The 19,195-nt window shown below is 72.9% G+C and carries 15 protein-coding genes and 1 pseudogene; all 16 read left to right on the top strand.

All coding sequences use genetic code 11. The features are described from left to right. Nucleotides 1-336 (top strand): annotated as a pseudogene (locus PYV61_RS06890) (hypothetical protein); the annotation flags it as partial. Between the two features lie 142 nt (nucleotides 337-478). Next, nucleotides 479-1,595 (top strand): peptide chain release factor 2 gene (prfB, locus tag PYV61_RS06885; RefSeq protein ID WP_345785217.1). Its coding sequence is split into 2 segments (ribosomal slippage): nucleotides 479-532 and nucleotides 534-1,595, totalling 1,116 coding nucleotides; the frame shifts between segments, so codons are not numbered across the junction. Next, nucleotides 1,592-3,133, top strand: coding sequence for a lysine--tRNA ligase (lysS, locus tag PYV61_RS06880; RefSeq protein ID WP_275829710.1), 1,542 nt, complete (start codon nucleotides 1,592-1,594; stop codon nucleotides 3,131-3,133). The genes prfB and lysS overlap by 4 nt, the downstream gene beginning before the upstream one ends. Before the next feature lie 28 nt (nucleotides 3,134-3,161). After that, a complete protein-coding gene (locus PYV61_RS06875) occupies nucleotides 3,162-4,481 on the top strand; it encodes an ABC transporter permease (protein ID WP_275829707.1) in 1,320 nt (439 codons plus the stop codon). After that, a complete protein-coding gene (locus PYV61_RS06870) occupies nucleotides 4,478-5,206 on the top strand; it encodes an ABC transporter ATP-binding protein (RefSeq protein WP_275829705.1) in 729 nt (242 codons plus the stop codon). The genes PYV61_RS06875 and PYV61_RS06870 overlap by 4 nt, the downstream gene beginning before the upstream one ends. A gap of 102 nt (nucleotides 5,207-5,308) precedes the next feature. Next, entirely contained in the window at nucleotides 5,309-5,794 is a 486-nt protein-coding gene (locus tag PYV61_RS06865) for a UvrB/UvrC motif-containing protein (RefSeq protein ID WP_275829702.1), read from the top strand. Between the two features lie 145 nt (nucleotides 5,795-5,939). Continuing rightward, the gene (locus PYV61_RS06860) at nucleotides 5,940-7,025 is read left to right on the top strand and encodes a protein arginine kinase (RefSeq protein WP_275829700.1); all 1,086 of its coding nucleotides are present in this window, start codon (nucleotides 5,940-5,942) and stop codon (nucleotides 7,023-7,025) included. A 130-nt stretch (nucleotides 7,026-7,155) separates the two neighbouring features. After that, entirely contained in the window at nucleotides 7,156-9,669 is a 2,514-nt protein-coding gene (locus PYV61_RS06855; protein ID WP_275829698.1) for an ATP-dependent Clp protease ATP-binding subunit, read from the top strand. Nucleotides 9,670-9,929: 260 nt separating this feature from the next. Further along, nucleotides 9,930-12,401 (top strand): outer membrane protein assembly factor BamA, encoded by a 2,472-nt coding sequence (gene bamA / locus PYV61_RS06850; RefSeq protein ID WP_275829696.1) that lies wholly within the window; start codon nucleotides 9,930-9,932, stop codon nucleotides 12,399-12,401. A 73-nt stretch (nucleotides 12,402-12,474) separates the two neighbouring features. After that, the gene (locus PYV61_RS06845) at nucleotides 12,475-13,089 is read left to right on the top strand and encodes an OmpH family outer membrane protein (RefSeq protein WP_275829694.1); all 615 of its coding nucleotides are present in this window, start codon (nucleotides 12,475-12,477) and stop codon (nucleotides 13,087-13,089) included. A gap of 9 nt (nucleotides 13,090-13,098) precedes the next feature. Then, nucleotides 13,099-14,226: a UDP-3-O-(3-hydroxymyristoyl)glucosamine N-acyltransferase gene (gene lpxD, locus PYV61_RS06840; RefSeq protein WP_275829692.1), complete on the top strand. Its 1,128-nt coding sequence runs from the start codon at nucleotides 13,099-13,101 to the stop codon at nucleotides 14,224-14,226. Continuing rightward, a complete protein-coding gene (locus tag PYV61_RS06835; protein WP_275829690.1) occupies nucleotides 14,223-15,623 on the top strand; it encodes a bifunctional UDP-3-O-[3-hydroxymyristoyl] N-acetylglucosamine deacetylase/3-hydroxyacyl-ACP dehydratase in 1,401 nt (466 codons plus the stop codon). The genes lpxD and PYV61_RS06835 overlap by 4 nt, the downstream gene beginning before the upstream one ends. Continuing rightward, nucleotides 15,620-16,423, top strand: a complete 804-nt coding sequence (gene lpxA / locus PYV61_RS06830) for an acyl-ACP--UDP-N-acetylglucosamine O-acyltransferase (protein ID WP_275829688.1) — start codon at nucleotides 15,620-15,622, stop codon at nucleotides 16,421-16,423. The genes PYV61_RS06835 and lpxA overlap by 4 nt, the downstream gene beginning before the upstream one ends. A 2-nt stretch (nucleotides 16,424-16,425) precedes the next feature. Beyond that, nucleotides 16,426-17,463, top strand: a complete 1,038-nt coding sequence (locus PYV61_RS06825; RefSeq protein WP_275829686.1) for a Gfo/Idh/MocA family oxidoreductase — start codon at nucleotides 16,426-16,428, stop codon at nucleotides 17,461-17,463. Next, on the top strand, nucleotides 17,460-18,578 hold the full coding sequence (lpxB, locus tag PYV61_RS06820; protein WP_275829684.1) for a lipid-A-disaccharide synthase: 1,119 nt from the start codon (nucleotides 17,460-17,462) through the stop codon (nucleotides 18,576-18,578). Before PYV61_RS06825 ends, lpxB begins: the two co-directional genes overlap by 4 nt. Further along, the coding region (locus PYV61_RS06815; protein WP_275829682.1) for a lysophospholipid acyltransferase family protein at nucleotides 18,575-19,195 on the top strand (621 nt) is incomplete at its 3' end. The genes lpxB and PYV61_RS06815, both read left to right, overlap by 4 nt.

Below are 19,195 nucleotides of genomic sequence, written 5' to 3'. Positions count from 1 at the left end.
CCGGCCGCCGAACCGGTCGCGCCCGCCCCGGTGGCGCCCGCGGCGCTGGCGGCGCCGGCCGCCCCGCGCCGCCCGGTGAACCCTTACCTGTCGAACGACCCGAACCAGAAAGCACGCCGGTTGGCGCGCGCGCTGGTGTCGGACCTGATCGCCTACCACCCGCAGAAGCGCGAGGAGGGGCTGCGGGCGGGGACGCTCAAGCAGCTGTTCCGGGAGGAGATCCGGAAGAGCTGGGAGGAGTACGTCGAGCAGGTCGGAGCGCCGCTGGCGGAGTCGACGCCGCACTTCCAGGACGCGCTGAACGACCTGCTGGCGGGGGGGCGCAAGGTGTTCTAGGCGGCGCGCGGGCCGGACGGACCCGCTATACTTCGCCGCACCTGGCGACCGGGCGACCGGGCCGCCCTCCCCGCGGGGAGGGCGGCCCGTCGCACACGTGGCGCCGCCCCACCCGAACCCCCGAGGATCGCCCGCGATGGACATGGAGCGCGTGCGGCAGCTCGACAGGCAGACCGACCGGGTCGCCGAGCTGCGGAGGTACCTTTGACGTCGACGGCAAGCGCGACCAGCTCGAGCAGCACGAAGCGCGGATGAGCGAGGCGGGCTTCTGGGACCACCAGGAGCGCGCCCAGGACATCGTGCAGCAGGTGAAGACGCTGCGCGCGTGGCTCGACCCGTACGACGCGCTGGACGCGCGCGTGCGCGGCGCCCGCGAGCTGCTGGAGCTGCTGGAGACGGAGCCCGACGCCGAGATGGAGGGCGAGGTCGCCCGCGAGATCGACGCGGCCGAGGAAGAGCTGGCGACCTTCGAGGTGAAGTCGCTGCTGCAGGGGCCCGACGACCACCGCGACGCGCAGGTCGAGATCAGCGCCGGCGCCGGCGGGACCGAGGCGCAGGACTGGGCGCAGATGCTCATGCGCATGTACACGCGCTGGGCCGAGCGGAAGGGGTTCGGGATCGAGATCCTCGACCTGTCGGAGGGCGAGGAGGCGGGGATCAAGGGCGCGACGCTCGAGATCAAGGGGCAGTACGCGTTCGGCTTCCTGCGCGCCGAGACCGGCGTGCACCGCCTCGTGCGCATCTCGCCGTTCGACGCGCAGGCGCGCCGCCACACGAGCTTCGCCTCGGTGTTCGTCTACCCGGTGGTGGACACGGACATCAACATCGAGGTGCGCGAGGAGGACATCGTGATGGAGGTGTTCCGCGCGAGCGGCGCCGGCGGGCAGCACGTCAACAAGACGTCCTCCGCGGTGCGGCTCCGGCACACCCCGTCGGGCGTCGTCGTGTCGTCGCAGCAGGAGCGGTCGCAGTTCAAGAACCGCGCGACCGCGATGAAGATGCTGAAGAACAAGCTGTACAACATCGAGCTCGAGAAGCAGATGGCCGCCAAGGCGGCGCTCGACGCCACGAAGAGCGACGTCTCCTTCGGGAGCCAGATCCGCAGCTACGTCTTCCAGCCCTACACGATGGTGAACGACCACCGCACGGAGCTGAAGAACCCCGACGTGCAGAAGGTGATGGACGGCGCGATCGACCCGTTCATCGAGGCATACCTGAAGGAGCACGGGGCCGGCGGCTCGTCGGGGAGGGCGGCGTGAGCCAGGCGCCCGACGACGGGGAGGAGCTGAACTTCGTGCTGCGCGCGCGCCGCGAGAAGCTCGCGGCGCTGGAGGCGCGCGGGGTGCCGCCGTTCGCGTACCGCTACGACCGCACGCACGACAGCGCGGGCGCCGCGGCGGCGTTCGCGGCGCTGGAGGGCGCGGCCCCGGAGGCGACGCGCGCCGAGGCCGAGGGGCCGTCGGTGCGCCTGGCGGGGCGGCTCACGTCGTGGCGCTCGCAGGGGAAGACCGCGTTCGCGCACCTCGCCGACGGCGCGGGGCGCCTGCAGTGCTACTTCCGGCGCGACGTGCTGGGCGACGAGACGTTCGAGCTCCTCAAGTCGCTGGTCGACATCGGCGACGTGGTGGGCGTGGCGGGGCCGTGCTTCCGCACGCGCGCCGGCGAGGTCACCGTGCGCGCGGAGCAGGTGGAGCTGCTGGCCAAGTCGCTGCGCCCGCTGCCGTTCGGGAAGGAGCAGGTGGTGGACGGGCAGCTGGTGCGCTACTCGGGGTTCAGCGACCCGGAGCAGCGCTACCGGCAGCGCTACGCCGACCTGGCCGTGCACCCGGAGATCCGCGAGACGTTCGTGGCGCGCGCGCGCATGATCTCGCAGGTGCGGCGGTTCCTCGACGGGCTGGGGTACCTGGAGGTCGAGACGCCGGTGCTGCAGCCGCTGTACGGCGGCGCGGCGGCGCGGCCGTTCACGACGCACCACAACGCGCTCGACATGCCGCTGTACCTGCGGATCGCCGACGAGCTGTACCTGAAGCGGCTGATCGTGGGCGGGTTCGAGCGCGTGTACGAGATCGGGCACGACTTCCGGAACGAGGGGATCGACCGCACGCACAACCCCGAGTTCACGATGCTGGAGTTCTACGAGGCGTACGCCGACTACACGGTCATGATGGACCGGGTGGAGGCGCTCATCGCCTCGGTGGCCGACGCGATCCGCACGGTGCCGGCGGTGGCGGCGCGGGTGCCGGAGCTGCGCCCGCCGTTCCCGCGCATCGAGTGGGTGGGGGCGCTGAACGCGGCGTTCGGGGCCGACCTCATGGCGCTCGACGACGCGGCGCTGCGGAACGCGGCCGCGCGGGTCGGGGTTGAAAAGGTCGGCACGCTCAGTCGCCCGAAGGTGCTGGACGAGATGTTCCAGGCGCTGGTGGAGCGGAAGATCGACACGCCGACGTTCGTCGTGGACTACCCGGTGGAGCTGTCGCCGCTGGCGAAGCCGAAGCGCGGGGCGCCAGGGCTGACCGAGCGCTTCGAGCTGTTCGCGAAGGGGCGGGAGCTGGCGAACGCGTTCAGCGAGCTCAACGACCCGATCGACCAGCGGCGCCGCTTCGAGGCGCAGGCGCGCCTGAAGGCGGCCGGCGACGAGGAGGCGGTCGAGGTGGACGAGGACTACCTGCGCGCCATGGAGTACGGGATGCCGCCGACGGGCGGGGTGGGGATCGGGATGGACCGGCTCTTCATGTACCTCACGGACACGCAGCACATCCGCGACGCGATCCTGTTCCCGCTGATGCGCCCCGAGTGAGCGCCCACCGGTCCCGCCCGTGACCACGATGACCACCCCGAGGCGGTCGGCGCCGCCGGTGCGGCCGCCCGCGCCGGCGCCGGCCGGCGCGCTGCGGAAGCTCGAGCTGGCGATCGCGTGGCGCTACCTGCGCAGCCGCCGCGGCTCCAGCCTGCTGTCCCTGATCAGCATGATCGCCATCGGCGGCGTGATGGTCGGGGTGAGCGCGCTGATCCTCATCATGGGGGTCATGAACGGGCTGCAGCGGGACCTGCGCGAGAAGATCCTGATCGGGAGCCCCGACATCCGCGTGCTGACGCACGGGGAGGGGCTGAGCATGGACCGGTGGCGCGAGACGCTCGCCACCGTCAAGAAGAACCCGCAGGTGACGGCGGCGGCGCCGGTGGTGCTGACGCAGGGGGTGGCGCGCAAGAAGGCGTCGCGCGTCTTCCCGACGGCGGCGCAGATCGCGGGGATCGAGCCGGCGGGGCCCGGGGTGGCCGACGTCACCTCGATCCGCCAGCACGCGGTGCTCGGCAACTTCCGCTTCGTCACCAACGACGGGCAGATGCGCGGCGCCGTGGTCGGGCGGCGGCTGGCCGAGACGCTGAGCACGTGGCCGGGCGACACGATCACGATGATCACCAGCGCCCCCGGGTCGGTGAACCCGATCACGGGCGAGCTGACGCCGGTGTTCGACGACTTCGTGGTGACGGGGATCTTCGAGACGGGGATGTTCGAGTACGACAACTCGTACATCTACGTCGCGCTGACGCACGCGCAGCGGATGGCCGGGCTGGGCGAGGCGGTCACCGGGATCGAGGTGCGCACGCGCGACCGCTGGACCGCCAACCAGGTGGCGCGCTCGCTCGAGAAGCAGCTGCAGTTCCCCTACTTCGCGCGCGACTGGCAGGAGCAGAACAGCTCCCTCTTCCAGGCGCTCAAGCTGGAGAAGCTGGGGATGGGGGTCATCCTGCTGCTGATCGTGCTGGTGGCGGCGTTCAACATCGTCAGCACCCTCACGATGGTCGTCACCGACAAGACGCGCGAGATAGGGATCCTGAAGGCGATGGGGCTCCCCGCGCGCTCGGTGCGCCGGATCTTCTTCCTCCAGGGGCTGGTGATCGGCCTCGTGGGGACGCTCGGCGGGCTGCTGCTCGGGATGGCGGCGTCGGTGGCGCTCGAGCACTACAAGTTCATCAAGCTCGACCCGTCGGTGTACTTCATCGACCACCTGCCGGTGGCGACGGAGCCGATGGACGTGCTGCTGACGGTGGGGGCGAGCATCCTGGTGGCCGCGCTGGCGACGCTGTACCCGGCGACGCAGGCGGCGAAGCTGTATCCCCTCGAGGCGATCCGGCACGAATGAGCGACGGGACGTCGCAGGAGGGCGCGGGCGCCGTGGTGGTCGAGGCGCGCGGGGTGGTGAAGGAGTACCGCGGCGGGGACGGCGCGGTGCTGCGCATCCTCGACGACGTGTCGATCGCCGTGCGCCGCGGCGAGATGGTGGCCGTGGTGGGGGCGAGCGGCGCCGGCAAGAGCACGTTCCTGCACGTGCTGGGGGCGCTGGAGCGCCCGACGCGCGGCGACGTCTGGCTGGCCGGCTCGCCGATCGCGGGGCGGGACGACGACACGCTGGCGGCGCTGCGGAACCGCGCCGTCGGGTTCGTGTTCCAGTTCCACCACCTGCTGCGCGAGTTCAGCGCGCTAGAGAACGTGATGATGCCGCTGCGCATCGGCGGGCACGCGCCGGCGGAGGCGGCCGCGCGGGCGACTGCCCTGCTGGAGCGGGTCGGGCTCGGGGCGCGCATGCACCACCGGCCGGGGGCGCTGTCGGGGGGCGAGCAGCAGCGGGCCGCGGTGGCGCGGGCGCTGGCGGCCGACCCGGCGGTGCTGCTGGCCGACGAGCCGTCGGGGAACCTGGACCACGCGAACGCCGAGCGGCTGCACGACCTGTTCGCGACGCTGGCGCGGGACCTCGAGCTGGGGCTCGTGGTGGTGACGCACAACCGGTCGCTGGCGCAGCGGGCGGACCGCACGCTGCTGCTGGAGGACGGCCGCCTGGTGGACGCGCCGCCCGAGGCGGGGGCCTGACGCGGCGCGGCCGGGCGACCGGATGGCGCCGGGGGGCCCCGGACGGCAATTTCCTGGGGTGGGCGGCGCGGCCGGACGGGCGCCGCGCCGGACGAGGTGACGATGCTCTGTGAGAATTGCAAGGAACGCGACGCGGTCGTGACGGTCACCCAGGTGCGCAACAACGCGGTGACCCAGCGGCCGCTGTGCCAGCAGTGCGCCGAGGAGCAGGGGGTCGAGACGAGCGTGGCGCCCAAGGCCAGCCCGATCGGCGACTTCCTGCAGGCGGTGCAGCAGCAGTCCCTGACGGTGCCCGGGGACCAGGGGGCCTGCCACTTCTGCGGCGCGACGACGCGCGACTTCCGCTCGTCGGGGCGGCTGGGGTGCGCGCGGTGCTACGGGGCGTTCGAGCGCAGCCTGCGCGAGCTGCTGCGGCGCCTGCACGGCAACTCGAAGCACGCGGGGCGGCGCTACGAGCCGCCGGCGCCGGAGCTGATCGAGGCGGCGAGCCTGGTCGGGCAGCTGCGCGACCGGCTGCGGCGCGCGATCGAGGCGGAGCAGTTCGAGCTGGCGGCGGAACTCCGCGACCGGCTGCGCACCTTCGAATGACGGGCGGCCGGCGCGCCGGCGCGGCGCTCGCCCGAACGGGCGGGTCGCGGCGCGGGGGGCGCGCGGCCACGTTCAGCGGTCGCGGGCGGCGCCGGTGCCGTCCCGACCACCCACCCGGCCCGGTCTCCGGGCGACTTCCGGGGCGATGACGTTGGACCTCTCCCTCCTGCCGGACGGCGGCGTCGGCTGGCTCGACGCGTCCGGCGACCACGCCGACATCGTGCTCTCGACGCGGATCCGCCTGGCGCGGAACGTCGAGGGGTACGCGTTCACGCCGCGCGCCCGCGACGGCGAGCGGCTGCGCGTGCTGTCGCAGGTGCGCGAGGCGGCCCAGCACCTCCGGCCGCTGCAGGCGGGGGTGCTGCTGCGGGTCGACGAGCTGCCGACGCTCGACCGCCAGCTGCTGCACGAGCGGCACCTGGTGTCGAAGGAGCTGGCCGGCTTCGACGGGCCGCAGGGGGTGCGCACGGGCGCCGCCGTGCTGCTGGGCGACGACGTGTCGCTGATGGTGAACGAGGAGGACCACCTGCGGCTGCAGGCGCTCCGCTCCGGGTTCGAGCTGTCGGAGACGTGGCGCGCGGTGGAGCGGCTGGACCAGGACCTCGGGGGGCGCGTGCCGTACGCGTTCCACACCGAGTTCGGGTTTCTGACGGCGTGCCCGACCAACACGGGGACGGGGCTGCGCGCGAGCGTCCTCATCCACCTGCCCGGGCTGGTGCTCACCAAGGAGATCCAGAAGGTGCTGGCGAGCCTGCAGCAGATGGGGCTCACCTACCGGGGGCTGTACGGCGAGGGGAGTGAGGTCGTCGGCAACTTCTTCCAGATCTCCAACCAGACCACGCTGGGGCGCTCCGAGGAGGAGCTGATCGACCACCTGGCTCAGGTGGTACGGCGTGTGATAGAGAAGGAGGAGGAGGCGCGGCGCGTCCTCCTGCGGGACGCGGGGACGGTGATCGAGGACAAGCTGTGGCGCGCCTACGGGACGCTGCGGTACGCCCGCAGCCTCACGTTCGAGGAGGCGATGAACTACCTCTCGGGCGTGCGGCTGGCGGTCGGGCTGAAACTCATCAGTGGCCTCAGTGTATACACCCTCAACAAGCTCCTGATCTTTAGTCAGCCGGCGCATCTCGCCTACCTGGAGGGGCGGGCGCTGACGGAAGCGGAGGCTCACGTGGCGCGTGCACGGTACGTGCGACAGGCGCTCACCAGCGAGGCGGGGTCGGCGGGATGAACCGCGGGTCCCGCCGGCAGGCGCAGGGTGCGACCGGTGGCGAGGGCTGTGACGAGGCGCGGGGCGCGATAGTCCGCAAGGATGACCGGGAGACGACCCCGGGCGGTCCCACCCGGAAACGAGGGGAACCATGAACGGCTACAACTTCACCGAGCGTGTGCGGAAGGTCCTCGCGATGGCCCGCGAGGAGGCCGCGCGCCTCCACCACGAATACGTGGGGACGGAGCACATCCTGCTCGGTCTCATCCGCGAGGGTGAGGGCGTGGCGGCCGCGGTGCTGCAGAACCTCAACGTCGACCTCGACGAGATCCAGCAGAAGATCGAGGAGACCGTCAAGAAGGGGAAAGCCGCCCAGGCGACCGGGCCGGACCTCCCCTATACGTCGCGCGCGAAGAAGGTCCTCGAGCTGGCGATGGCCGAGGCGCGCGAACTGAACCACAGCTACGTCGGCACCGAGCACCTGCTGCTCGGCCTCCTGCGCGAGGAGAAGGGGATCGCCGCGCAGGTGCTGACCGACACGGGCGTGAACCTCGAGGCGGCGCGGGCGGAGACGCTGCGCCTCCTGGGCAACGAGACGCCGCAGGCGAACGCCGGCGGGACGGCCGACAAGGGCGGGAGCGGCGCCACGCCGTCGTCGCCGTCGCCGAAGGGCGAGAAGAAGTCCAAGACCCCGGCGCTCGACCACTTCTGCCGCGACCTCACGGCGCTCGCCGCCGAGGGGCAGCTGGACCCGACCATCGGGCGCGCGAAGGAGATCGAGCGCGTGATGGAGATCCTCACGCGGCGCAAGAAGAACAACCCGGTGCTGATCGGCGAGCCGGGCGTGGGCAAGACGGCCATCGTCGAGGGGCTGGCGCAGCTCATCGCCACGGGCGAGTGCCCCGACTCGCTGCGCGACCACCGCGTGCTGTCGCTCGACATGGCGGCGGTGATCGCGGGGACGAAGTACCGCGGCCAGTTCGAGGAGCGGCTCAAGGCGGTCATGAACGAGATCGCCCAGAACAAGAACATCATCCTGTTCATCGACGAGCTGCACACGCTCGTCGGGGCCGGCGCCGCCGAGGGCGCGATCGACGCCAGCAACATGCTGAAGCCCGCGCTCGCGCGCGGCGAGCTGCAGTGCGTCGGCGCGTCGACGCTCAACGAGTACCGCAAGTACATCGAGAAGGACGGCGCGCTCGAGCGCCGCTTCCAGACCGTCGTGGTGGACCCGCCGTCGATCGACGAGACGGTGCAGATCCTCCAGGGGCTCCGGAAGAAGTACGAGGACCACCACCGCGTCACGATCCCCGACACGACGCTCTACTCGGCGGCGAAGCTCTCGGAGCGCTACATCACCGACCGCTTCCTCCCCGACAAGGCGATCGACGTGATCGACGAGGCGGGGGCGCGCGCGCGGCTGGCCAGCCAGGCGCCGCCGCCGGAGGTGGCCGCGCTCAAGGACGAGCTGGACAAGGTCAACGGCGAGAAGGAGGCCGCGGTCCGCGACCAGAACTTCGAGAAGGCGGCCAGCCTGCGCGACAAGGAGCGCGAGCTACAGGGCGACATCCGGAAGCAGCAGGAGGAGTGGGAGCAGCGGCGCCAGTCGCACCGCCCGGTCCTCGGCGAGGAGGAGATCGCCTTCATCGTCAGCCGCTGGACGGGGATCCCGGTCACGCGGCTGCAGGAGGCGGAGACGGCCCGCCTGCTGAACATGGAGGAGGAGCTCCACAAGAACGTCATCGGGCAGGACGAGGCCATCAAGGCGATCGCCCGCTCGATCCGCCGCAGCCGCGCGGGGCTCAAGGACCCGAAGCGCCCCATCGGCACCTTCATCTTCTCGGGCCCCACGGGCGTCGGGAAGACGGAGCTGGCGCGCTCGCTGGCGAAGTTCCTGTTCGCCGACGAGTCGGCCCTGATCCGCGTCGACATGAGCGAGTACATGGAGAAGTTCTCCGTGTCGCGGCTCATCGGCGCGCCCCCGGGCTACGTCGGCTACGAGGACTCGGGGACGCTGACCAAGGCGGTGCGGCGCAAGCCGTACAGCGTGGTGCTGCTCGACGAGATCGAGAAGGCGCACCCGGACGTCTTCAACATCCTCCTGCAGGTGCTCGACGAGGGTCACCTCACCGACAACTACGGGCGGGTGATCGACTTCAAGAACACCGTGGTGATCATGACGTCGAACGTCGGCGCCAAGGACATCACGCGGGGGCGCTCGCTCGGCTTCACGCAGGGCGACACCTCGGTGCGGAACTTCGAGCGGATCCAGGAGAAGGTGAAGGAGGAGATGGGGCGGGTGTTCAACCCCGAGTTCCTCAACCGCCTGGACGACGTCATCGTCTTCCACCCGCTCTCGAAGGAGCAGATCGGGCAGATCGTCTCGGTGCTGCTGCGCGACGTGCAGAAGCGCCTGGGCGAGGAGGAGATGAAGCTGGTGCTCACCGACGCGGCGTCCGACTTCCTCTCGGGGAAGGGGTACGACGAGGCGTTCGGCGCCCGGCCGCTCAAGCGGGCGATCCAGCGCTACATCGAGGACCCGCTCTCGGAGAAGATCCTGCTGGGCGAGTTCTCGAAGGGGGACGAGATCGAGGTGGACGTCCACCCGTCGGAGAAGGACCGGCTGGAGTTCCGGACGCTGACGAGCACGACCAAGGCGTCCTGAGGGCGAAGGCGGGTACCGCGAGTTCGGGTACGGCGAACTCGGGACCGCGAGCTCGGAGACATCGACGACCCCCGGCTGGGAGCCTTCCAGCCGGGGGTTCTCGCGTTCCCCGTGTTCGCCTCTCCCGCGTTCGCGCCTCCCGCGTTCGCCTTTCCCGGAGGGGGACAACCCTCGCGGGCCCCCCGGGTGTCTCACGGGGGCGCCCGGAACTCCTTTGGGGACGTGGACCTACGCCGTCCCCGCCTGTGTATATTGCGCCCATGCGATTCGTGCCCTCCCGGCTCCCGGCCCTCCTGGCCGGGGTCGTTGCCGTGCTTGCCGTTCCGACCGCCCTCCGCGCGCAGACGCAGGCGCGCTGCGCCGCCCCCGACTCGATCGCGGTGCGCGGGCTGTCGCGCGTGACGCTCGGCGCCGCCCTCGGCGACCTCGGGCTGACCCCGCGCGCCGAGCTGGCGAGCCCGCAGGTGCAGGGCGCGATTCGCCGCCTGTACGGGAGCGGCCAGTTCGAGGACGTGCGCGCCGGGTGCGAGGTGTCCGACGGCGGGGCGCGCGCCACCCTGGTCTTCACCGTCCGGGAGCGCCCGCTGCTCTCCGACGTCGCGGTGACGGGGACCAAGGCGCAGTCCGAGGGGACGATCTCGTCGAAGGTCGACCTGCTCGTCGGGCAGCCGCTCGACCCGGCGAAGGTGGCGGCGGCGGTGCGGCGCATCGACTCCGTCTACCAGAGCAAGGGCTTCTACCTCGCCCGCATCAGGCCCGAGTCGACGTTCACGAACGACGGGCGCGTGCGCCTGCTGTTCCGCGTCGACGAGGGGCGGCACCTCGCCATCTCGGGCGTGCGCGTCAACGGCAACCAGGCGCTGTCCGACAAGGACATCGTCGGCGCCATGAAGACGAGCCCCGAAGGGTTCTTCTGGTGGAAGAAGGGGGAGTTCGACGAGGAGGCCTACCAGGGCGACCTGTCGGAGCGGCTCCCCGCGCTGTACGCGTCCAAGGGGTTCATCGACTTCCAGCTCCTCAAGGACACGGTCGTCGTCGACCGGGAGCGCGGGAAGGCGTTCGTCGAGCTGACGGTGCGCGAGGGCGCGCAGTACCGCATCGGGTCGTTCGAGATCGTCGACAACCGGCGCTTCTCGAAGGAGGAGCTGGAGCGGTACTACCCGTTCAACGGCGAGGGGCCGACGCTCACGCAGCGCGTCGTGGGGATCGCGCGCGGGCGGTTCTCGGGCCCGGACAACGACGTCTTCGACCGCTCGCGCTGGGACGAGGCGACCGAGAAGATCCAGACGGCGTACCGGAACGAGGGGTACATCTACGCCCGCATCAACCCGGTGGTCGAGCGCGCCCGCACCGGCGCCGACTCGGTGCCGACGGTGAACCTGCGCTGGCAGATCGAGGAGCGCACGCCGGCGATCATCAACCGCATCGACATCGCGGGGAACGACTACACGACCGAGGAGTGCATCCGGCGCCAGCTGGTGCTCGTCCCGGGCGACGTCTTCAACCAGGACCGCCTGCTGCGCTCGTGGCAGAGCGTGGGCAACCTGGGCTTCTTCGACACGCCGCTGCCGTTCCCCGACACGCGCCCGGCCAACGACCAGGGCGACCTGGACGTGACCTTCCGCGTGAAGGAGAAGCGCACCGGCTCGTTCAACTTCGGCGCGTCGATGGGCGGCGCCGGCGTGGGCGTCGGCGGCTTCATCGGCGTCGACCAGCCGAACCTGTTCGGCCTCTGCAAGCGCGGCTCGCTCAACTGGAACTTCGGGCGCTTCTTCAACGACTTCCAGCTGAGCTACTCCGACCCGGCGATCCGCAAGTCGCGCGTGTCGGGGACGGTGAGCGCGTACCGCCGCCAGAGCCGCTTCTTCGTGCAGGGCTTCGGGCAGAACGTGACGACCGGCTCGACGCTCCGGGTCGGCCTCCCGGTCCCCGGCTCGTACTTCACGACGCTCGGCCTGTCGTACACGGCCGACGCGATCACGCTGCGCGACGTCGACCCGACGGTGTTCGGCCTCGGCACCTGCACGAGCAACTGCTTCCGCTCGAACCTGGGCGCCGACCTGACGCACGACACGCGCATCGGGCTCCCGTTCCCGGCGGCCGGCGGGCTGCAGTCGTTCACCGCGGACTTCAGCGGCGGGCCGCTCGGCGGCACGACGGCGTTCCAGCGCTACACCGGCGACTTCCGCTCGTACGTGACGGTGGGGCAGTTCGGCGGCGGCTCGCCGGGCTCGCAGCCCAAGCAGTTCGTCCTCGGCCTGTCGGCGCGCGCCGGAGCGCTGTTCGGCTCCCCGGGCGCCTTCTTCCTGCAGCAGGGCTTCGCGCTCGGCGGCGTGCAGTACGGCCAGCCGCTGCGCGGCTACCCGGAGTTCTCGATCACGCCGCGCGGCTTCGACCCGGACGCCGAGCAGTTCAACGCGACGTCGGGGCGCGACGCCTTCGGCAACGCGTACCTGGCGATGACCGCGGAGCTGGGCGTCCGCCTGAGCCAGCAGCTGTACGCGAACCTGTTCTACGACGCGGGCAACAACTTCGCGCGCGCGAAGGAGTTCAACCCGACGCGCCTGTTCCGCGGCGCGGGCCTCGGTGTGAGCGTGGTGACCCCGCTCGGCCCGCTGGGGCTGGACTGGGCGTACGGCTTCGACCGCCTCTCGCGCGACCCGAACACGGGCCGGCTGCGCCCCGACCCCAAATGGCAGCTGCACTTCCGCCTGGGCCAGATGATGTTCTGAGCGCCGACGCGCCCGGAACGGTCCCACCGCGGTTCACATCCTCTTCTTCCTCGTAGGCAGGAGTTCCCCCGCAATGCGTCTTTCCCTCCGCGCGGCCGTCGCCGCGCTCGCGCTCGGCCTCGGGGCCGCCGCGTCGCCGGCCGCCGCGCAGACCGCCCCGAAGATGGGCTACGTCGACGTGTCCCAGGTCATGGACCAGGTCCCCGGCCGCGCCGAGGCGCAGGCCGCCTTCCAGAAGGAGGCGGAGGGGATCCGCGCCGAGATGCAGCGCATGAGCGACTCGCTGCAGAACGCCGTGCAGGCGTACCAGAAGGAGCAGGCGACGCTGACCGCCGCCGTGCGCCAGACGCGCGAGAAGACGCTGCAGGACCGCCAGCAGTCGTACCAGCAGCGCGCGCAGCAGCTCCAGGAGCGCGGCGCCTCGCGCGAGCAGGAGCTGGTGGACCGCTTCGAGAAGATCGTGCGCGACGCGATCAACGACGTGCGCACGGCCGAGGGGCTGACGATGGTGTTCGCGTACGGCCCGAACTCGGCGCTGCTCTCGGCCGACAAGTCGATGGACGTCACGGACAAGGTGCTGGCCCGCATGCGCACGATCGCCGCGGCGCAGCCGGCGCCGGCGACCCGCCCGGCGGCCGCCCCGGCCGGGCCCGTGGCCGCGCCCGCGGGCGCCACGCGCCGCCCGTAATCGCGGTCGGTGACGGCTGACTCGCCGCGGGCCGAGCCCCAGCCGGGGACGGCCCGCGACGCGACGCGCGGCGGGGGTGAGGACCGGCAGGCTCCGGTCCTCACCGCCGCCGCCGTCGCGCAGATGGTGGGCGGTGCGCTGCGCGACGCGGCCGACGCCGACCGCCCGGTGCGGCGCATGGCGACGCTCGAGGCGGCCGGCGCCGACGACGTGACCTTCTACGCGAACGGCCGCTACGCCGACGCCTTCGCCCGCACGCGGGCCGGGGTCGTCCTCGTGAGCCCGGAGCTGGCCGACGCGCCCGGCGCCGACGGTGCGGCGCGGGTCGTGGTCGCGAAGCCGCACGAGGCGATGCTGCGCGTCCTCCCGGCGCTCTACCGCCCGGCGCCCCGCGTGCCCGGCGTCCACCCGACGGCGGTGCTCGGCCGCGGCGTGTCGCTCGGCGCCGAGGTGACCGTCGGCCCGTACGCCGTGATCGGCGACGGCGCGGTGCTCGGCGACCGGGCCTGGATCGACGCCCACGCGGTGCTCGGCGCCGGGGTGCGCGTGGGGCCCGATTCGCGCGTCTTCCCGCACGCCACGCTGTACCCGGGCACCGAGCTCGGCGCCCGGGTGGCGGTGCACGCGGGGGCGCGCCTCGGCTCGGACGGCTTCGGCTACGTCTTCGGCGAGGGGCAGCACCGCAAGATCCCGCACGTCGGCCGCTGCCTCGTGGAGGACGACGTCGAGATCGGCGCCAACACGACCATCGACCGGGGGAGCATCGGCGACACGGTGATCGGGGCCGGGACCAAGATCGACAACCTCGTGCAGCTCGGGCACAACGTCCGCCTGGGGCGCCTCTGCCTCGTCATGGCGCAGGTCGGCGTCGCCGGCTCGGCGAGCATCGAGGACGGGGTCATCCTGGCGGGGCAGGCCGGGCTCGGCGGGCACATCACGGTCGGGAAGGGGGCGCGGATCGGGGGGCAGGCCGGCGTGTTCGGCGACGTCCCGGCCGGCGCGACGTACAGCGGCTACCCGGCGCGCCCGCACAAGGAGGCGCTGCGCGCGCAGGCCACGCTGTTCCGACTGGCGGGGATCGGCGGGCGGGCGCTGGAGCGACTGCTCAAGGGTGGGACGCCGGAGGACGCGCGATGACGGCGGTGCTGCCGCCGGCGCCCGCCGCCGAGGAGATCGCCCGCGTGCACGCCCGCGTCGCGGCGCTGCCGGCGCCGACGGGGCGCCGGACCATCGCGGCGCCGGTCACCGTCTCGGGGTTGGGGCTGCACCTCGGCGCCGAGTGCACGCTGACCTTCCGGCCGGGGCGGGCGGGGCAGGGGATCGTCTTCCGCCGCGTCGACCGGCCGGGGACCCCGGAGATCCCGGTGCACGTGTCGCGCGCCGTGGCGAGCGAGCGCCGCACCGTGATCGGGCACGGCGACGAGGCGCTGCACACCGTCGAGCACGTGCTGGCCGCGGTGGCGGGGCTCCAGATCGACGACCTGGTCATCGACATGGACGCCGCCGAGCCCCCGATCGCCGACGGGAGCGCGGGGCCGTTCCTCGTGGCGCTGCTGGACGCCGGGATCGCCGACGCCGGGCCCGCGCCGGCGCCGCTGACGCTGACCGAGCCGGTGCGCGTGATCGACGGGGAGAGCGTGTACGAGGCCTACCCGGCCGACGCGCTGTCGCTGGAGGTCACCATCGACTTCCCGCACCCGTTGATCGGCGCCCAGGGCGGCCGCTACGTTGTCACGCCCGCGTCGTTCGCCGCCGAGCTGGCGTGGGCGCGCACCTTCGGCTTCGTGCGCGAGGTCGAGGGGCTGCGCGCGAAGGGGCTGATCCGGGGCGCGTCGACCGCCAACGCCGTCGTGCTCGACGAGCGGGGCGTGGTGGAGAACGCGGTCCGCTGGCCCGACGAGTTCGTGCGGCACAAGGCGATGGACTGCGTCGGCGACCTCGCGCTGGCCGGCGCGCGCGTGCGGGCGCGGATCGTCGCCCACAAGCCGAGCCACCGCGGCACCGTGACGCTCGTGCGCGAGCTGCTGCGCCACGCCGCCCCCGTCCCGACGACCGCTCCCGCGTCAGCGCTCCCCCCCGCCGTCCCACCCGCCGCGAGACCGCCCGTGCTCGGCATCGAAGAGATCATGAAGGTGCTCCCGCACCGCTACCCCTTCCTGCTCGTCGACCGGATCGTCGAGATGGAGGCGAAGCGGGTGGTGGGGCTCAAGAACGTCACGATCAACGAGCCGTTCTTCCAGGGGCACTTCCCGGGGCACCCGATCATGCCGGGGGTGCTGATCGTCGAGGCGATGGCGCAGACGGGGGGGATGCTGCTGCTCGGCCAGGTGCCCGACCCGTCGCAGAAGGTCGTGTACTTCATGTCGCTCGACAACGTGAAGTTCCGCCGGCCGGTGAAGCCGGGCGACGCGCTCCGCTTCGAGCTCGAGATCGTCCAGGTGCGCGGCCCCGTGTGCAAGATGCACGGCGTGGCGCGGGTGGACGGGGAGATCGTGTGCGAGGCCGACATGGCCGCGATGGTCCGCGACCGATGAGCGCCCCCGCCGCCGCCGCGGGGACGCGCGTCCACCCGTCGGCGATCGTCCACCCCGACGCGGTGCTCGGCGACAACGTCGAGGTCGGGCCGTGGGCGATGGTCGGCGAGAACTGCACCGTCGGCGACGGGAGCGTCATCGCCGCGCGCGCGACGCTCGAGCGCAACGTGCGCCTCGGGCGGAACGTGAAGGTCGGCATCGGCACCATCCTCGGGGGCGAGCCGCAGGACCTGAAGTTCGGCGGCGAGGAGACGTGGGTCGAGATCGGCGACGACACCACGATCCGCGAGTACTCGCACATCAACCGCGGCACCAAGCAGTCGTACAAGACGACGGTGGGGCGCGGCGCGTTCATCATGTCGTACGTGCACCTCGCGCACGACTGCCACGTCGGCGACGGCGTGATCCTCGTGAACGGGACGCAGCTCGCGGGGCACGTGACGGTCGAGGACAGGGTCATCGTCGCCGGGCTGACCGCGGTGCACCAGTTCGTGCGCATCGGCCGGCACGCGTTCGTCGGCGGCTGCTCGCGCGTGGTGAAGGACGTGCCGCCGTTCGTGAAGGCGGTCGGGAACCCGGTGAAGCTCTACGGGCTGAACTCGGTCGGGCTGCAGCGGAGCGGCTTCACCGAGGAGACGCTGTCGGAGCTCAAGAAGGCGTACCGCCTGCTGTTCCGCTCCGACCTCAACCTCGGCGCGGCGCTGGAGCGCGCGCGGGGGGGCGAGGTGGACGCGTCGAACGCCGAGGTGCGCGTGCTGCTCGACTTCGTCGAGTCGAGCCCGCGCGGCGTGGGGTTCTGACGGTGGCCGCCGAGCCGCGCGTCGGCGTGGTGGGCGCCGGGGCGCTCGGCTACCACCACGTGCGGCTGCTGCGCGACCTCCCCGGCGCGCGCTTCGCGGGCTTCTACGAGCGCTCGGAGGCGCGGCGCGCGCAGGTGGCGTCGGAGCTCGGCGTCCCCGCGTTCGACTCGCTCGACGCGCTGCTCGACGCCGCCGACGCGCTCACGGTCGTCGTGCCGACGCCGGCGCACCACGCGGTGGCGCGTGCGGCGCTGGAGCGCGGCAGGCACCTGCTGATCGAGAAGCCGATCACGACGACGCTCGAGGAGGCGGACGAGCTGCTGGCGATCGCGGCGCGCACCGGCGCCGTCGTGCAGACGGGGCACGTCGAGCGCTTCAACCGCGCCGTGCGCGCCGCGCTCCCGTACGTCGACGCGCCGCGCTTCATCGAGAGCGACCGGCTTGCGCCGTTCACGATGCGCGGCGCCGACGTCGCGGTCGTGCTCGACCTCATGATCCACGACATCGACCTGGTGCGCACGCTGGTCGGGTCGGCGGTGAGCGAGGTGCGCGCGACCGGCGTCGGCGTGCTCACGCCGACGGTGGACATCGCCAACGCGCGCCTCGCCTTCGCGTCGGGCGCGGTCGCCAACATCACGGCCAGCCGGGTGTCGCGCGAGCGGCTGCGCAAGGTGCGCATCTTCCAGCAGAGCGGCTACCTGTCGCTCGACCTGGCGGCGGGGAACGGGGAGTTCTTCCGCCTGCGCGGCGACGTGGACCTCGCGGCGCTGGCGATGCGCATGGCGGCCGGCGGCGGCGCGCCCGCGGGCCCGCTGGACCTGGCGGCGTTCGTCGAGCGCGTGCCGCTCGAGGCGCCGGAGGGGGAGCCGCTGCGGCTGGAGTTCGAGAGCTTCGTGGCCGCGGTGCGCGGCGAGGCGCCGCCGGTCGTGTCGGGCGGCGACGGGCGCGAGGCGCCCGACGTCGCGCTGCGCATGGTCGGCGAGATCGAGCGCACGCTCCCGGCGCTGCGCGACGCCGCGGCGGGCGCGACCGCCCCGTGAGCGCCGCCCGCGAGGTCCTGTTCGTCGCCGGCGAGGCGTCGGGGGACCTGCACGCCGCCGGCGTGGCGACGGCGCTGCGCGCGCTGCGCCCCGACCTCACGCTGGCCGGCGTCGGCGGACACCACATGCGGCAGGCCGGCGTCGAGCTCGTGGAGGACACGAGCCGGATGGCGGTCATGGGCTTCGTCGAGGTGCTGCGCCACGTCCCGGCGCACTACGCGCTGCTGCGGCGGCTGCGCGCGCGGCTGCGGAGCGGGCGGGTCGCCCTGCTCGTCCTCGTCGACTACCCGGGCTTCAACATGCGCGTCGCCGCCGAGGCGCGGCGAGCCGGCGTGCCGGTGCTCTACTTCATCACGCCGCAGGTGTGGGCGTGGCGGAAGAGCCGGCTCGCGCGCATGGCCGAGGTCATCACGCGCGCCGCGGTGATCCTGCCGTTCGAGGAGAAGCTGCTGCGCGACCACGGGATCGACGCGACCTTCGTCGGGCACCCGCTGCTCGACCGCGCCGAGGGGCTGCCGTCGTGCGAGGAGGCGCGGGCGCGGCTCGGGCTCGCGGCCGAGGGGCCGCTGCTCGCGCTGTTCCCCGGGAGCCGCGCGCAGGAGATCGAGCGGCACCTCGACCCGTTCGTCGAGACGGCGCGCCGGCTGGAGCAGCAGGTGAAGGGGCTGCGCGTCGCCGTGAGCGTGGCGCCGACCGTCACCATCGACCCGGCGCGCTGCCCGTACCCGCTCGTCCAGTCGGGCTCCCTCATGCTGCTGCGCGGCTCGACGGCGGCGTTGTGCAAGAGCGGCACGACGACGCTCGAGGCGGCGGTCGCGGGGTGCCCGCTGATCGTCGCCTACCGCACCAACCCGTGGACGTACGAGATCGCGCGGCGCGTGGTCGAGATCCCGCGCATCGGGCTCGTGAACGTGGTCGCGGCGCGCGAGGTGGCGCGCGAGTTCGTGCAGGACGCCGTCCAGCCGGCGGCGATGGCGGAGGCGCTGCTCCCGCTGCTGCGCACGTCGCCCGAGCGGAACCGGATGCGCGACGCGCTGGGACGCGTGCGGTCGTCGCTCGGCCGGCCGGGCGCGGCCGGGCGCGTGGCGCAGATCGCCAGCGAGATGGCGCGGTGAGCGACGCCGCGCCGGCGCCCGTGCCGGCGCGCGTGCGGTGGGCCGTCGCGGCGGGGTCGCGCGTGCTGCGCCTGCTGGCGCGCACGTGGCGGGTGCGCGAGGTGGGGCGCGAGGGGTGGCGGGCGCGTCGCGCGTCGGGGGAGGGCGGGGTGGTGGTCGCGCTCTGGCACGGGCAGATGCTCCCGCTGGTCGCCCACCACCGCGACGAGGGGGTCGCGGTCCTCATCAGCGAGCACCGCGACGGCGAGATCATCGCGCGCGTGGTGCGGGCGTTCGGCTACGAGACGGTGCGCGGCTCGACCTCGCGCGGCGGCGGGCGCGCGCTGCTGGAGCTGGTGGGCGTGCTGCGGCGCGGGCGGGAGGTGTGCGTGACGCCGGACGGGCCGCGCGGGCCGCGGCACACCTTCGCGCCCGGCGCGCTGGTCGATGCGCAGCGCGCCGGCGTGCCGCAGCGCGACGTGGCGGCGCACGTCGACCGCGCCTGGCGGCTCGGGAGCTGGGACCGGTTCGAGATCCCCAAGCCGTTCGCGCGGATCACCGTCGCCTACAGCGACCCGACGCCGGTGCCGGGGCCGACGCCGCGCGAGGCCGCCGAGTCGGCGCCGCGCTTCGCCGCG

Source organism: Roseisolibacter sp. H3M3-2, assembly GCF_029211165.1.
Lineage (GTDB): Bacteria > Gemmatimonadota > Gemmatimonadetes > Gemmatimonadales > Gemmatimonadaceae > Roseisolibacter.
This window is presented reverse-complemented; position numbering and strand designations above follow the sequence as displayed.

Bases quoted from the DNA above. Each gene is read 5' to 3' on its own strand.
- PYV61_RS06875 (WP_275829707.1), top strand. From the start codon at position 3,162: ATGACCACCCCGAGGCGGTCGGCGCCGCCGGTGCGGCCGCCCGCGCCG.
- PYV61_RS06870 (WP_275829705.1), top strand. From the start codon at position 4,478: ATGAGCGACGGGACGTCGCAGGAGGGCGCGGGCGCCGTGGTGGTCGAG.
- PYV61_RS06865 (WP_275829702.1), top strand. From the start codon at position 5,309: ATGCTCTGTGAGAATTGCAAGGAACGCGACGCGGTCGTGACGGTCACC.
- PYV61_RS06860 (WP_275829700.1), top strand. From the start codon at position 5,940: ATGACGTTGGACCTCTCCCTCCTGCCGGACGGCGGCGTCGGCTGGCTC.
- PYV61_RS06855 (WP_275829698.1), top strand. From the start codon at position 7,156: ATGAACGGCTACAACTTCACCGAGCGTGTGCGGAAGGTCCTCGCGATG.
- bamA (WP_275829696.1), top strand. From the start codon at position 9,930: ATGCGATTCGTGCCCTCCCGGCTCCCGGCCCTCCTGGCCGGGGTCGTT.
- PYV61_RS06845 (WP_275829694.1), top strand. From the start codon at position 12,475: ATGCGTCTTTCCCTCCGCGCGGCCGTCGCCGCGCTCGCGCTCGGCCTC.
- PYV61_RS06835 (WP_275829690.1), top strand. From the start codon at position 14,223: ATGACGGCGGTGCTGCCGCCGGCGCCCGCCGCCGAGGAGATCGCCCGC.
- lpxA (WP_275829688.1), top strand. From the start codon at position 15,620: ATGAGCGCCCCCGCCGCCGCCGCGGGGACGCGCGTCCACCCGTCGGCG.